The organism is Amycolatopsis sp. Poz14, from assembly GCF_006704225.1.
GTDB classification, from domain to species: domain Bacteria; phylum Actinomycetota; class Actinomycetes; order Mycobacteriales; family Pseudonocardiaceae; genus Amycolatopsis; species Amycolatopsis nivea.
The window spans coordinates 460,629-474,797 of record NZ_JACLHD010000002.1 but is presented as its reverse complement, the minus strand read 5'-3'; the positions used below and the strand labels follow the sequence as shown (position 1 = coordinate 474,797).

Below are 14,169 nucleotides of genomic sequence, written 5' to 3'. Positions count from 1 at the left end.
TCCCCGAAGTTTTTTCCCGACGCTCCCTCCGGCGCTCCAGTCCCTCTTGCCGTCGAGACCTCCGGCCCGCGCCCCTCTTACGCGGATCGGCGGAATTTTTTCTTCGCACCCGTCAGACGCGCGGGAACGGCCAAAGGTTCATCCCGCGGCGAATTCACCTGGAAGTGCGTTCCGGCCTGGTCGAGGCGGCCCTGCTGTCCCCGCGCCGGGGCCGGTCCTTGCTAGCGTCGCGAGCGATGACTCCGCCGACCCCAGAGCCTTCCGACGGCGATTCCGCCCCGGACACCCCGGGCCGTCCCGCCGGACCCCGGCGTCCCAGCCTCGCCGAGCGCAAGGCCGCCGCCCGAGCCCGAGCCCGCCGCGACGCCGACCGCGCGAAATCGGATCCCGCCGACTCGTCCCGTCGCAGCGGGACGGATCCTGCTGGACGTTCGGCCGACTCACCCGGCGGCACCGAGCCGACCTCGACAAGTCCCGCCGAGTCGCCTAGCCGTGGCGAGGAGACTTCCGCTGAAAGCTCAGCCGACCGCGACCAGTCCGCTGCGGGAAGCCTGGCAAGCCGGGAACCTGCCGCCGGGCAACGGCGTGACGAGGCAGGTCTGGCTAGCCGGAAGCCCGCCGCCATCCCTGACGAGCAGAGGTCTGCGCCCCGGACCATCCCCAGCCGCCAGGACGCTGACCGCCGAGACGCAAACGGCCGAAGCGCAGACCGTCGCGACGCGGACCGCGAAGACGCAAGCCGTCGAGACACAAGCCGTAAAGGCGAGACCCTCCTAGACCTAACCGACCAACCCCCCTCCCCAAGACTCCAAGCCGCCACCGCCCTCCTCGCCGTCGGCTCCCTGGCCCTGGCCGCAGGCGCCATCGCCCCGGTCTCACCGGACGCCGGGCCCGGCTACCTCTCCTGGCCACTCCTCGTCATCCTCGCCGTCGTCCCAGCCGGAATCGCAGTCGCCGCAGCCCGAAGCGGCCGCTACGGACTGGCAGCAGGTCTCGTCACCGGACTCGCCGCTCTCGCACCGGGCAGGCTGATCCTCGATCTCCAATTCCTCGTCAACGGCTCCAAAACCATCCGCCCCGAGCTGTACCTCCCGGACCGCCTGCTCGACCGCAGTGGTGTCGGCATCGGGTTCTGGCTGCTGATCGCCGGGCATCTGCTGACGCTCGCCGCCGGGATAGTGGCCGCGCGCGTCGTGCTGGAGCGCAACGAGATCGCTGGCGGCGACGACAAACGCCGGTGGCGACTGATCATTCCGCTGCTCGCCGTCGTGGCAGCAGTCGGATTGCTGATGACCCCGGTCCTCTCGGACGACCCGTTTCTCCTTGCGCGGTCAGCATTCGAGGGCCCGGGGCTGGCACTCGCCGGGTACCTCCTCCTCGCCGGCGCGCTGCCGGTCGCCGCGGTGCTCGGGGTTTTCGCCGGCTCCGACGGTGTCGCTCGCGGGACGCTCGGCGGGATTGTCGCGGCGGTGCTTGCCGTCGCGGTGCCGACGTTGGTCGCCGGGTTCGCCGTGCCCGGGCTGGAGGTCTCGACGGGCGCGTATCTCGCCGTCGTGCCGATGGTGCTGGTCCTCGTCCTCACTCCACTTGCGACACCGCAGCAGACGCAAACCGAGCGCACCGACCTGGCCGGCGAGGCGCGCGTCCCGGGGCTCACCATCTGGCGCGCGCTCACCGGGCTGCTCGCGTTGCTGACCGGGGTCGCGGCGGCGATCGGTGCGTACGCTCCGCAGCTCGGCAGCAGCACGGACAGTCCGGCTCGGCTGCAGCTGCTGGTCGCGGCAATTCTTGTCGTGCTGCCAACACCTTTCCTTCTCTCCCGCCGCACCGCGCCGATCGCGCGCGGAATTCTCGCGGTGTTGTGGGCCGGCGTCGTTCTCGCGGGAACGGCGGTTCTCAGCACGGCCATCACCGCCTCCGAAGCGACCGGGCTCGGCGGGCTGGGCGGCGCGATCAGTTATCACCTCGGCGCGGGTGCCGTTTTCACCGCGATCGCGCTCGGACTCGCCGGGCTTACCGGATTGGCCGCGGTGATCACCGGCGTCGTGGAACGCGATGACACCGGTACCGAAGGGGCGCGTTCCGCCGCGCTCATTCCGGCCGGAATCACCGCGGTGCTGGCGATCGCGGCGTTCGGCACGCCGGTGTTCACCGCGCAGGATTACGCGCCGCCCGGTCTCTGGTCCGATTTCGACACTCCGTCGTGGGGATTGCTCGCCGCGCTGCTCGTCGTTCTCGGGACGCTCGGGTTGAGCGTTCGTTCACGGCCTGGTGCCGCGGCGGCGGGACTGGCGGGCGCGGCACTGCTCCTTGCCTTGCGCGTCGCCGAGATTCCGCTGGTCAGCATCCTGTTCTACGCCGCGAAGCCGGGTGCGGGTTTCTGGCTCGGGCTCGCCGCGACAGCAGCGGCAGTGATCACCGCTGTCATCGCGGCCGCCGGTGCGAAGAAGTGAGTCCGCGACGCGTCGTCCTCGTCGAGTTGGCCGAAGAAACCGCGGCGATTCCGTTGGCGCGATTGCTGCGCGACGCCGGTCTCGAAGTCGTCCACGTAGGACACCTCGACACAGCGGAAAAGATCGTGCGCACCACCGAACAGGAGGATCCAGACATTCTGGGCCTCCTCGGCGGTCCCGTGCCCGAAGGCCTCGCGGAAGCGCTCTCCGGCACCGCGGTGATCGAGTTGGGCTCCGAAAGTGCCGAAAAGGCCGCTGAAATGCTTGTCGGTGGGCGGTCTCACACCCTCGGCACACCCTCTGACCGCGCACGGTGACCGACTTCACCAGGTGCGGCGTCCCCTGCGTCTGCGCTGGTCGCTAACCTCGACTGGTCCGACAGCGCGGTCCGGAAAACGGACCACCACAGTGGCGTGTCGTCAGGAGACTGGAGTAGTGGACCTCTACGAGTACCAGGCGAGGGATCTCTTCGCCGCCCACGGAGTACCGGTTCTGCCGGGCGCCGTGGCAAGCACCCCGGAAGAAGCCAAGGCCGCCGCGGAGCAGATCGGCACCCAGGTCGTCGTCAAGGCGCAGGTGAAGGTCGGCGGCCGGGGCAAGGCGGGCGGCGTCAAGCTGGCCCAGACGCCCGACGAGGCGAAGGAGAAGGCGGAAGCCATCCTCGGCCTCGACATCAAGGGCCACATCACGCACCGCGTGCTGGTGGCGGAAGCCTCGGACATCGCGTCCGAGTACTACTTCTCCTTCCTGCTCGACCGCGCCAACCGCACCTTCCTCGCGATGGCGTCGTCCGAGGGCGGCATGGAGATCGAGCAGCTCGCGGTCGAGCGCCCGGACGCGCTCGCCAAGATCCCGGTCGACGCGATCAAGGGCGTCGACAAGGCCACCGCGCTCGAGATCCTCAAGGCGGGCAACTTCCCGGCCGAGATCATCGACGAGGCCGCCGACGTCGTGGTGAAGCTGTGGGAGACCTTCGTCTCCGAGGACGCCACCCTGGTCGAGGTCAACCCGCTGGTCCGCGACCCGCAGGACAAGATCATCGCCCTCGACGGCAAGGTCACCCTCGACGAGAACGCCTCCTTCCGCCACCCGGCGCACGAGGAGCTCGTCGACAAGCAGGCCGAGAACCCGCTCGAGGCGAAGGCCAAGGCCAAGAACCTCAACTACGTCAAGCTCGACGGCGAGGTCGGCATCATCGGCAACGGCGCGGGCCTCGTGATGTCCACTTTGGACGTCGTGGCGTACGCGGGCGAGAAGCACGGCGGCGTGAAGCCCGCCAACTTCCTCGACATCGGCGGCGGCGCGTCGGCCGAGGTCATGGCGGCCGGGCTGGACGTCATCCTCAACGACACCGACGTGAAGAGCGTGTTCGTGAACGTCTTCGGCGGCATCACCGCCTGCGACGCGGTCGCGAACGGCATCGTCGAGGCGCTGAAGATCCTGGGCGACGAGGCCACCAAGCCGCTGGTCGTCCGCCTGGACGGCAACAACGTCGTCGAGGGTCGCCAGATCCTGGCCGACGCGAACCACCCGCTGGTCACCGTGGTGGACACAATGGACAACGCGGCCGACAAGGCTGCCGAGCTCGCCGCGGCAGGTGCGTGAGATGTCGATCTTCCTCAACGAGAACAGCAAGGTCATCGTCCAGGGGCTCACCGGCTCCGAGGGCATGAAGCACGCGACCAAGATGCTGAAGTCCGGCACCAACATCGTGGGCGGCGTCAACGCCCGCAAGGCCGGCCAGACGGTCACCGTCGAGGGCAAGGACCTCACCGTGTTCGGCACGGTCGAGGAGGCCATCAAGGAGACCGGCGCCGACGTGTCGGTCATCTTCGTGCCGCCGAAGTTCGCCAAGGACGCGGTCATCGAGGCGATCGACGCCGAGATCCCGCTGGCGGTCGTCATCACCGAGGGCATCCCGGTGCACGACTCGGCCTACTTCTGGGCGCACGCGGTCGCGACCGGCAACAAGACCCGGATCATCGGGCCGAACTGCCCCGGCGTGATCAGCCCCGGCAAGTCGAACGCGGGCATCATCCCGGCCGACATCACCGGTCCTGGCTCGATCGGCCTCGTGTCGAAGTCGGGCACGCTGACCTACCAGATGATGTACGAGCTGCGCGACATCGGCTTCTCCACCGCTGTCGGCATCGGCGGCGACCCGGTCATCGGCACCACCCACATCGACGCCCTCGAGGCGTTCGAGAAGGACGCCGACACCAAGGTCATCGTGATGATCGGCGAGATCGGCGGCGACGCCGAGGAGCGGGCCGCGGCCTACATCAAGGAGAACGTGACCAAGCCGGTCGTCGGCTACGTCGCGGGCTTCACCGCCCCTGAGGGCAAGACGATGGGCCACGCGGGCGCGATCGTCTCCGGTTCGTCCGGCACCGCCGCGGCGAAGAAGGAGGCCCTCGAGGCCGCCGGCGTCAAGGTCGGCAAGACCCCGAGCGAGACCGCGGTTCTCGCCCGGGAGCTGTACAACAGCCTCGGCTGACCAGCAGCGACTCCACTGGCGGAGGCCGGGCACCGACACGGTGCCCGGCCTCCGTCGTTTCCGCCCGCAACCGATCCGGTGTCCGGTGCGTCCAACGACGCGGACGCCCAGCGCGGATGCGCTAGCGTGCAGTCACTCGTGAGCGGGGGACGCCGCCGGTGCACCCCGGGTGCCTCAAGATCCCGAACCGCCGGTCGATGAGACAGGAGAGCTTCCGATGACCTTCCCCAGTGGCGGGCCCGGCTACCCTCAGCAGGGCCAGCCGTCCCAGGGACCGCCCCCGTCGGGCGGGTTCCCGCAGCAGCCCCAGCCGCAGCAGGGTCCGCCTGCCGCGGGTGCCGGTGCGCCGCCGAACCTTCCGCTGCTGCTGTCCCTCGGCGTGGCCGGGCTCGGCCTGGTGCAGTACTTCCTCGGCTTCGCTTCCGAGGCGGGCACGGCCGGGCAGCCCATTCTGTTCCTGCTCGTCGGCGGTCTGCTGTCGGCGCTGAACCTGCTGCCCAAGGGACCGAAGACGCTGCCTTTCGCCGCGCTGTTCAGCGTGGTCGGCGGGCTGGGCGCGCTCGACGCCGTCATCTCCGGGCGGTCGTCCGCCATCGTGATCGTGGTGCTGATCCTCGGTCTGCTGCAGGCGGCCGCGTCGGTCGCGGTGCTGCTGTTCGAGTACAACGTGCTCAAGCCGCCGACGCCGCAGCCGTCCGCTCCGGCGTACCAGCAGCCCTACGGCCAGCAGGGCCAGTACCAGCCGACGCAGTACCAGCCGGCTCCCGGCCAGCAGGGTCAGCAGCCGCCCGCTCCGGGACAGCAGCCGCCCGCTACTCCGCCGCCGGGCGGACAGGCCACGACGTACGCGCCGCAGCAGGGCCAGTTCTTCCAGCCGCCCGCGGACCAGAACAAACCGGGCACGCCGCCCGGAGGTTTCGGACAGCAAGGCTGAAACCCCTTCGCATCACCCACCCGCTGTGACTCTCCGTGTCACAGCGGGTGTTTTTCTTGGCCCGGTGCCACGACCGGGTGGGCGTTGGATTCGCCACGTCCGCCCGGCGGCGTGCCTCACCCGGACGGCCGAGTGCGGATGTCATGGTCGAGGACATGCAGGTGCTCACCAGTCCCGGACGCCCCGCGGGCGACGAGCCGGTGGGCGACTCCCTTGACCAGGATGTTCCCCGGTTCCGGGTGTTGCTCGCCGCGGCGCTCGGCCCGCTCGTCACCGGCTACGCGGTGGTCGCCACGCTGCTCGCGCTCGTCACCCTGACCGCCCAGCACGCGGTCTTCTCCGCGGGCGGCGTGCTGCTGTCGGCGGGACCTGGCTGGCTGGCCGCCTATCAGGTCGAACTCGGGATCGGCGGCCATCCGCTCGGGATGCTGCCGCTGCTGCCGACGATCGGGGTGGTGCTGCTGGTCGCGCGCGCGGCGGCCAAGGCCGTGCGACGGCTTCGCTGCGCCAGGCTGCGGCACGCGGTCCCGTTGATCGCCACGATTTCCGGCGCGCATCTGCTGTTCGGAGTGCTGATTTCGCTGCTGTCGATCGGCGAACCGGTACGGGCGAATTTCTGGCTCGCCGCGGTGGTGCCCGCCGTGATCTCCGGACTCGCGGCCACCGGCGGGGTGCTTCGCCGGTTCGGGATGCCGCGGGTGCTCGCCGACCGGCTCGATCCGCTGGCTCTTCGCGGCCTGCGCGCGGGCCTGCTCGGACTGTTCGCGCTGCTGGCCGCTGGCGCGTTGACGCTGACCGCCGCCACGGCGCTGTCCGCGCGCACGGTGTCCAGCCTGTTCGAGCCGTCGTTCGGGAGCAGCTTCGGCCTGTTCCTGCTTTCCCTGCTGTACCTGCCGAACGCCGTGGTCGCCGCGATGTCGTTCGTGAGCGGACCCGGGTTCAGCATCGGCAGTCTCGACGTGCACCTCATCGGCTACCGCGGCGGTTCCGTCCCCGGGGTTCCGCTGCTCGGCGGCATTCCCGAGCACGCCGCGTCGTGGTGGCCGGTGCTGCTGGTGCTGCCGCTGGCGGTCGGCGTGCTGGTGGGCTGGTCGGTCCGCGCGGTGGACGAGGATCCGGCGGCGCGGCTGCGGGTCGTGGTCGTCGCGGGCGCGGTCGTCGGATTCGGCTGCGTGCTGCTGGGCACGCTCGCCGGCGGACGGCTCGGCGACGGTCCGTTCGACCCGGTCAGCGTGCCGGTCGGGGTGGCGTCGATCGTCGCGTTCTGCTGGATCGTCATTCCGGCCGGATTCGTGGCCTTCTTCGCGGGGGCGCACGCTCCGATGCAGCCGGTGGGCTCGCTCGAGGTGGAGGACGAGGCTGAACCTGAACCTGAAGCCGAGTCCGAGTCGGCTGAGTCCGAGGATGCTGAGGAGTCCGAGTCTGAGTCCGACGAGGACGTCGCGGATACGGACGAGGCCGAGGAATCCGAAGATCCCGAAGAGCCTGCCGAAGAATCCGACGAGGCCTCGGCCGAGGGCGACGAGGACTTCGACGCCGAGGCCGACGCGGAACTGGGCCTCGACCTGCCGGAGGACGAGCCGGAAACCCCCGCCGAAGAGCCGGACGCTGTGACCGAGTCCACCGAGGACTCCGGCGACGCGAAGCCCGCCGAGGACGACCGTTAGGGTTGGGGCGACCTGGTGAAGCGCCGTGCGCCCGAGGCGTACCGCCGTGCAAGGAGCCCGTTCTGGCCAGCCGCTTGGAACTGCCCACTCCGGTGAAGATCGTCGTGCTCGCGTCCGGTTCCGGCACGCTGCTGCAGGCTGTGCTCGACGCGGCCGGGCAGCCCGGGTTCCCGGCCGCCGTCGTCGCGGTCGGCGCGGATCGCACCGGCATCGAGGCGCTCGCGCGGGCGGAACGGGCGGACGTGCCGTCGTTCACCGTGCGCGTCGCCGACCATCCGGACCGGGCCGCCTGGGACCGCGCGCTCGCCGAGGCCGTCGCGGCTTATCAGCCCGACCTCGTGGTGTCCGCGGGTTTCATGAAGATCCTCGGGCCGGAGTTCCTGTCGCGGTTCGCGGGCCGCGTGATCAACACCCACCCCGCGCTGCTGCCGTCGTTCCCCGGGATGCACGCGGTCGCCGACGCGCTGGCCGCGGGCGTGCGCGTCACCGGATCGACGGTGCATTTCGTCGACGCCGGGGTGGACACTGGCCCGGTCATCGCCCAGGAGGCGGTGCCGGTGGAGACCGACGACACCGAAGACGTCCTGCACGAGCGGATCAAAGCCGTGGAACGCAGGCTGCTGGTTGAAACGATCGAGCGACTCGGCCGTGGTGGGTGCACCGTGGACGGACGAAAGGTGAGGTTTTCGTGAGCACAGCACAGGGACGGCGCCCGGTCCGGCGCGCGCTGATCGGCGTCTCGGACAAGGCCGGCCTGCTCGAGCTCGCGACCGGCCTGCACGCGGCCGGCGTGGAGATCGTGTCGACCGGCGGCACGGCGAAGGTCATCGCGAACGCCGGGGTTCCGGTCACGCCGGTCGAGCAGGTCACCGGGTTCCCCGAGTCGTTCGACGGCCGGGTCAAGACGCTGCACCCGCGCGTGCACGCCGGCCTGCTCGCCGACCAGAGCAACGACGACCACGTCGCGCAGCTGAAGCAGCTCGACATCGCGGCGTTCGACCTGCTCGTGGTGAACCTGTACCCGTTCCAGGCGACTGTCGCGTCCGGCGCGAGCTTCGAAGACTGCGTCGAGAACATCGACATCGGCGGCCCCGCGATGGTGCGCGCGGCCGCGAAGAACCACGGCAGTGTCGCTGTCGTCGTGGACCCGGCGCGGTACGCGTGGGTGCTTGAGCAGGTCTCCGCGGGCGGCTTCGAACTCTCGGACCGCAAGCGGCTCGCTGCGCAGGCGTACGCGCACACGGCTGCGTACGACACGGCTGTCGCTTCGTGGTTCGCCAACGCGTACGCGCCTTCGGACGACAGCGGCTTCCCGGACTTCCTCGGCGCGACGTGGGACCGTGCGGACGTACTGCGCTACGGCGAGAACCCGCACCAGAAGGCGGCGCTGTACCGCGGCGCGCAGCCGGGCCTCGCGCACGCGGAGCAGCTTCACGGCAAGGCGATGTCGTACAACAACTACGTCGACACTGACGCCGCGCGTCGGGCCGCCTTCGACTTCTCCGAGCCGGCTGTCGCGATCATCAAGCACGCCAACCCGTGCGGGATCGCTGTTGGCACGGACGTCGCCGAAGCGCACCGCAAGGCGCACGCCTGCGACCCGGTGTCCGCGTACGGCGGCGTGATCGCCACGAACCGGCCGGTGAGCGTCGCGGCGGCGGAGCAGATCGCCGAGGTGTTCACCGAGGTCGTGCTCGCCCCCGACTTCGAGCCGGAAGCGCTGGAGATCTTGCAGCGCAAGAAGAACGTGCGGCTGCTGAAGCTGCCCGCGATCGAGAACGCGTCCCCGGTGGAGTTCCGGCCGATCTCCGGCGGCGTCCTCGTGCAGACCGCCGACGCGATCGACGCCCCCGGCGACGACCCGGCGAACTGGACGCTGGCCACCGGCTCGCCCGCCGACGAGCAGACCCTGGCGGACCTGGAGTTCGCGTGGCGTGCGCTGCGCGCGGTGAAGTCCAACGCGATCCTGCTGGCGCACGAGCAGGCGACCGTCGGCGTCGGCATGGGCCAGGTCAACCGCGTCGACTCGTCGCGGCTGGCGGTCGCGCGGGCGGGCGACCGGGCGAAGGGCTCGGTCGGTGCCTCGGACGCGTTCTTCCCGTTCCCGGACGGGCTCGAGGTGCTGATCGAGGCGGGCGTGCGAGCCGTCGTGCAGCCCGGCGGGTCCATCCGCGACGCCGAGGTGATCGCCGCCGCCGAGGCCGCCGGGATCACGCTGTACCTCACCGGAACGCGCCACTTCGCGCACTGAGTTTTTCGCTGACCGGCCGGGACCTTCGGGTCCCGGCCGGTTTTTCATCCCTCGCGCAAGATCGCGTAGACGACCTCGTCGCGGTAACCGCCGTCGCGCCAGGTGACCTGGCACAGCAGGCCTTCGCGATGGAAGCCGGTCTTCTCGAGCGTGTGCTGCCCGGCGACGTCCTCACTGTCGACGAAGGCTTCGAGCCGGTGCGCACGGGTGTGCCGGAAGAGCTGGTCGACGAGCAGCTGGTACGCCTTCGCGGCGGTGCCGTGGCCGCGATAGTCAGGCAGCAACGCGACCCCGACCCGGAAGCACCCGCCGGCAGGCCCGCCCCGGTCGGCCGCCTCCCAGGTAGCCATCCCGGCGACGACCGAGTCGACAGTCACCGCGACCGCACTCGACGCCGGGCTGAGGAACCCGTCCTCGGCGAACCGGCGCCGTGCCTGCGGTCCGGTGAACCTCGTCCACTGGAAGGTCCCGGCGCCGTCCGGGTCCGTGGAGAACCGGTCGAGCACCGGAAGGTCAGCTTCGGCGAAACCCCGCAGGGCGATGTGTCCTGTCTTCATCAGGGTTCCCAGTGTAAAGAGCGGTTTTCCTGGTGTCCGGTGATCTTCCGGGTTCTTTCTCCGTGCGCGCTTGACAGGCGGGGGAGGGCGGGTGAGACTAGATGGTGTCGAACGGGTGTTCGATACTGTTCGGCGCAGTGGTGTGTTGTGGGTGCGATTTGTTGGGTGACCGTGCGGTTTCCGCACGGATGAGGATGCGGAACCGCCTTCCCCGCGGTGTGCCGGCGTCCGTCCCAGGCCAGGTGTGACGACCTGTCCCGGGACGGACCGTCGGCCAATCCCGGCGGAAGGAGAAACCGGTGACGACCGGAGCGGCTTCGGGGGCTGCTTCTTCGGGGTTTGCTTCGGAGATCGCGGAAGGTGCAGAGGTTTTCTCGGCCGCGGGGGCGGCTGGTAAGCCTGGGGGGACTTCCGCGGACGGTGCCTCGGCTGGTTTTGCGGACGGTGTCTCGGCTGGTTTTTGGGAAGCGGGCGAGGCTCCGACTCTGGCCGGGGTGGCTTCGGGGGCGGGCGGCGCTGTTGCGTTGGCTGCGGGAGCTTCGGCGGCGGGTGGTTCTTCGGCCGTCGCCGAGATGGCTTGGGGAGCCTCGGCGGCGAACGGTTCTTCGGCCGTGGCCAGGGTGGCTTCGGGAGCTAGGGGAGTTCCGGAAGCGGCCGGGGCGGCGTTGGGAGCGAGCAGTACTTCGGCTTTGACTGGGGCGGTGTCGGGAGAAGGCGCCGCGGTGGCTCTGGCCGAGGCTGCTTCCGCGACGAGCGACTCTCCGGCGGTGCCCGGAAACCTGCGCACCCCAGTTCTTCCTGCTGACTCTGCCACGACCGATCTCCTTGGCACCGCAAGGAAATCACCTCTGCTGAAGCAGGCATCTCGGGAGATCTTCTCCGCCGCGGAACCTTCCGCGCCCACGAGCGTGCCGGAGGCGCGGCCGGCACGCTCGTGGGAAGTACTGGTGCCGTGGTCGGCGCTCGAAGCCTTGGCGAAGGAACGGACGCCAGTCGCCGCGATGTCCGGGAGTTCCCCGAGCCTGAAGTTCTCCTTGGGGGAGAACGGATCCCGCACCCGGCTGGGTACAGCGTTCGAACCATGGACACCCGCCACCTCCGGCAAGGCAGCGGAAGCCAGGTCGCCCACCGAGCTTCGTTCGCAGGCCCGGTCGGCCGAATCCGGCCGCGAGCTCCGTCCTGCCGGTACTGCCTCGCGCGCGTCCAGCGGACCTGATTCACTGCAGCCTTCCGCTCGGGGTCACTCGTCTGCTGAACGCGATTCGCCGCCTCAACCTGAATCGGAGCCGCCAACTCGTCTTCGCTCGCTCACTCCGCCGTCTCAGCTGCGCCCGGAAACTTCTCCCACCCCGCTAACTGAGCCCAGCCAGGAAACTCCCCCCGAACCCTCGAAACTCCGCCCCCCAACCCGGCTCCGCCCCACGGACCCACCCTCACCGGCAGATCCGGCACACCCGCTGGCCAAACTGACCGCCCTCCCTGGCGTCAGCACTGCCAGCACCGTCGCCGCCGAGCGGGCTTCCCGGGCCGACTGGGGGCAGGCTGCCGGGCGGATGCTTCCGGTGGCTCCAGCCCTGGCCGATCTCCTCCCCGGAGCCGGATTGCGCCGCGGAAGCGTCGTCGCGGTTCACCACTCCACCTCGCTGCTGTTCGCATTGCTCGCGGAGGCGACCGCCGCCGGGGCGTGGGCGGCGGTGGTCGGGGCCCCGTCGCTGGGGATTGTCGCGGCGGCCGAGCACGGCGTCGTCGTCTCGCGGCTCGCGTTGGTTCCTCAGCCGGGGGCCGAATACCCGGCGGTGATGGCCGCTTTGCTCGACGGCGTCGACCTCGTCGTCACCGAACCCCGGTCAGTCAGGCCGGACGTCGCGCGCCGGCTCGCGGCTCGGGCTCGGCATCGCGGGGCCGTGCTGCTTTCGCTGGGGCCCTGGCCTTCCGCCGACGTCGAGCTGCACTGCGCCCCAGGCACCTGGACCGGGGTGCTCGAGCACGGTGCCGGACACCTCCGTTCCCGCCCGGTCGAAGTACACGCCCGCGGACGCGGTGCAGCAGCTCGGCCTCGGTCGGCATCGGTGCTTCTTCCTGGCCAGGACGGTCGGGTTTCCCGGGGCGAGAAGCGCGTCGCGGCGCGGGAAGAGGCGGTCGGGTGAACCAGAGTGTCCACAAAGGACAGAAGGATCCGCGCCGCCATCCCGTGCGGATGCTGGTCTTGTGGTGCCCGGACTGGCCCGCGGTCGCTGCCGTCGCCGCGGCGGGGAGCGTGCTTACCCAGCCGGCGGCGGTGTTCCATGCCAACCGGGTCGTGGCGTGCACTGCGGTCGCGCGGGCGCGGAACATCCGGCGCGGCATGCGTCGGCGAGAAGCGGAATCCCAGTGTCCTGACCTGGCGGTGTTCGGCGTAGACGAGGCGCGGGACGCACGGTTTTTCGAGAATGTCGCGTCGGCGGTGGAGGAACTGGTCGTCGGGCTGGAAGTGGTGCGGCCCGGGTTGCTCGCGGTTCCTGTCGCGGGGGCGGCCGGGTATTTCGGCGGCGAACCGCAGCTCGCGGAGAAACTGGTGGACCAGGTGGCCGCGGCGGCGGGAGTCGAATGCCAGGTCGGCGTGGCGGAAGGACTGTTCGCGGCGACGCTGGCCGCACGGCAGGGGGCGCTGGTCGAACCTGGGCGGAGCGCCGAATTTCTCGCTCCGTTGCCGGTGACTGAGCTGGACCAGCCGGATGCCGAGCGCGCGGATCTGGTCGGCCTGCTCGTCCGGCTCGGGTTGCGCACGCTCGGCGCCTTCGCCGAACTCGGCGAGCGGGACGTGGCCGCTCGTTTCGGGCGCACCGGCGTGCTCGCCCATCGGCTGGCCCGGGGGCTGTCCGACCGGCCGCCGTTGCGCCGCAGTCCGCCGCCGGAACTGTCGCTTGCCGAATCGTTCGATCCGGTGCTTGCCCGGGTGGACGTCGCCGCGTTCATGGCCAAAAAACTCGGCGCGCGGTTCCACGCCGCGCTCGCCGATCGCGGGCTCGCATGCACTCGATTGGGTATATACGCGACAACTGAGAACGGTGAGCAGCTCGGTCGCGTCTGGCGTTGTGCGGAACCACTTACGCCGCAAGGGGTTGCGGACCGGGTCCGGTGGCAGTTCGAGGGCTGGCTCAAGGCCGCGCCCGGCGAACGGCCCACGGCCGGGGTCGCGCGGTTGCGGCTCGAACCGGAAGAGACCGTCGAAGGGAGGTCATTGCAGCTGGGGCTGTGGCGGGGGAGCGATCCCGGCGCCGGTCCAGGCGAGGACGAGGAATTGGCTGCCGAACGGGCCGGCCGTGCGTTCGTGCGGGTGCAAGGTCTGCTCGGTCCGGAGGGCGTGGTCACGCCGCTGCTCGACGGCGGGCGCGATCCGGCGAGCCGGGTCCGGCTCATTCCGTGGGGCGATCCGCGGGAACCTGCCGGACCGCCGGACGCCACGTGGCCTGCCCGGTTGCCGTCCCCGTCCCCGGCGACGGTGCTGGAACAACCGTTGCCAGTCCAGGTCATCGACGCGCAAGGACGGCCAGTCGGTCTCACCTCGCGCAAACGGCTGACCGCGCCGCCGCACGGACTGTGCGTCGCGGGCGGGCCGCCCCGGCCGATCACCGGATGGGCCGGTCCGTGGCCGGCCACGTCGGGCCGTCGGTCGACCGGACCGCAGCAAGCCCGGCTGCAACTGCTGCTCGCGGCAGGGGAAAACGAGGCACCGGAGGCGGTGCTCGTCCTCTGCTCCGGAACGGAAAATCCAGTGTGGACAGTGGAGGGAAGCTACGACTGAACCAAGCCGCCACGAAACCCGAAAAA

Annotated in this window: 11 protein-coding genes; 10 read left to right on the top strand and 1 reads right to left on the bottom strand. The window is 70.4% G+C overall.

Going from position 1 to position 14,169, the window contains the following annotated elements:
• Window positions 1-236 precede the first annotated feature (236 nt).
• The 8 genes from FKO37_RS45975 to purH all read left to right on the top strand — a co-directional run bounded on the left by FKO37_RS45975 (window position 237) and on the right by purH (window position 9,802).
• Window positions 237-2,453 (top strand): hypothetical protein, encoded by a 2,217-nt coding sequence (locus FKO37_RS45975; protein ID WP_238608602.1) that lies wholly within the window; start codon window positions 237-239, stop codon window positions 2,451-2,453.
• A 26-nt stretch (window positions 2,454-2,479) separates the two neighbouring features.
• Window positions 2,480-2,770: a hypothetical protein gene (locus tag FKO37_RS45970; protein WP_240016141.1), complete on the top strand. Its 291-nt coding sequence runs from the start codon at window positions 2,480-2,482 to the stop codon at window positions 2,768-2,770.
• A 118-nt stretch (window positions 2,771-2,888) separates the two neighbouring features.
• The gene (gene sucC / locus FKO37_RS45965) at window positions 2,889-4,058 is read left to right on the top strand and encodes an ADP-forming succinate--CoA ligase subunit beta (RefSeq protein ID WP_134667608.1); all 1,170 of its coding nucleotides are present in this window, start codon (window positions 2,889-2,891) and stop codon (window positions 4,056-4,058) included.
• Window position 4,059: 1 nt separating this feature from the next.
• The gene (gene sucD / locus FKO37_RS45960) at window positions 4,060-4,950 is read left to right on the top strand and encodes a succinate--CoA ligase subunit alpha (protein ID WP_037816181.1); all 891 of its coding nucleotides are present in this window, start codon (window positions 4,060-4,062) and stop codon (window positions 4,948-4,950) included.
• 217 nt (window positions 4,951-5,167) lie between these two features.
• Window positions 5,168-5,884, top strand: a complete 717-nt coding sequence (locus tag FKO37_RS45955; RefSeq protein ID WP_134667606.1) for a DUF5336 domain-containing protein — start codon at window positions 5,168-5,170, stop codon at window positions 5,882-5,884.
• Between the two features lie 143 nt (window positions 5,885-6,027).
• Entirely contained in the window at window positions 6,028-7,551 is a 1,524-nt protein-coding gene (locus FKO37_RS45950; protein ID WP_238608600.1) for a DUF6350 family protein, read from the top strand.
• Window positions 7,552-7,625: 74 nt separating this feature from the next.
• A complete protein-coding gene (purN, locus tag FKO37_RS45945) occupies window positions 7,626-8,243 on the top strand; it encodes a phosphoribosylglycinamide formyltransferase (RefSeq protein ID WP_037816178.1) in 618 nt (205 codons plus the stop codon).
• On the top strand, window positions 8,240-9,802 hold the full coding sequence (gene purH, locus FKO37_RS45940) for a bifunctional phosphoribosylaminoimidazolecarboxamide formyltransferase/IMP cyclohydrolase (RefSeq protein WP_134667602.1): 1,563 nt from the start codon (window positions 8,240-8,242) through the stop codon (window positions 9,800-9,802). The genes purN and purH overlap by 4 nt, the downstream gene beginning before the upstream one ends.
• A 44-nt stretch (window positions 9,803-9,846) precedes the next feature.
• Here the strand turns inward: purH and FKO37_RS45935 are convergent, their stop codons facing one another.
• Window positions 9,847-10,359, bottom strand: a complete 513-nt coding sequence (locus FKO37_RS45935; protein WP_043835171.1) for a GNAT family N-acetyltransferase — start codon at window positions 10,357-10,359, stop codon at window positions 9,847-9,849.
• Window positions 10,360-11,912: 1,553 nt separating this feature from the next.
• Between FKO37_RS45935 and FKO37_RS45930 the strand changes: the two genes are divergently transcribed.
• The gene (locus FKO37_RS45930; RefSeq protein ID WP_238608599.1) at window positions 11,913-12,506 is read left to right on the top strand and encodes a hypothetical protein; all 594 of its coding nucleotides are present in this window, start codon (window positions 11,913-11,915) and stop codon (window positions 12,504-12,506) included.
• A 50-nt stretch (window positions 12,507-12,556) separates the two neighbouring features.
• Window positions 12,557-14,143, top strand: a complete 1,587-nt coding sequence (locus tag FKO37_RS45925) for a DNA polymerase Y family protein (protein WP_167754267.1) — start codon at window positions 12,557-12,559, stop codon at window positions 14,141-14,143.
• Window positions 14,144-14,169: the final 26 nt, after the last annotated feature.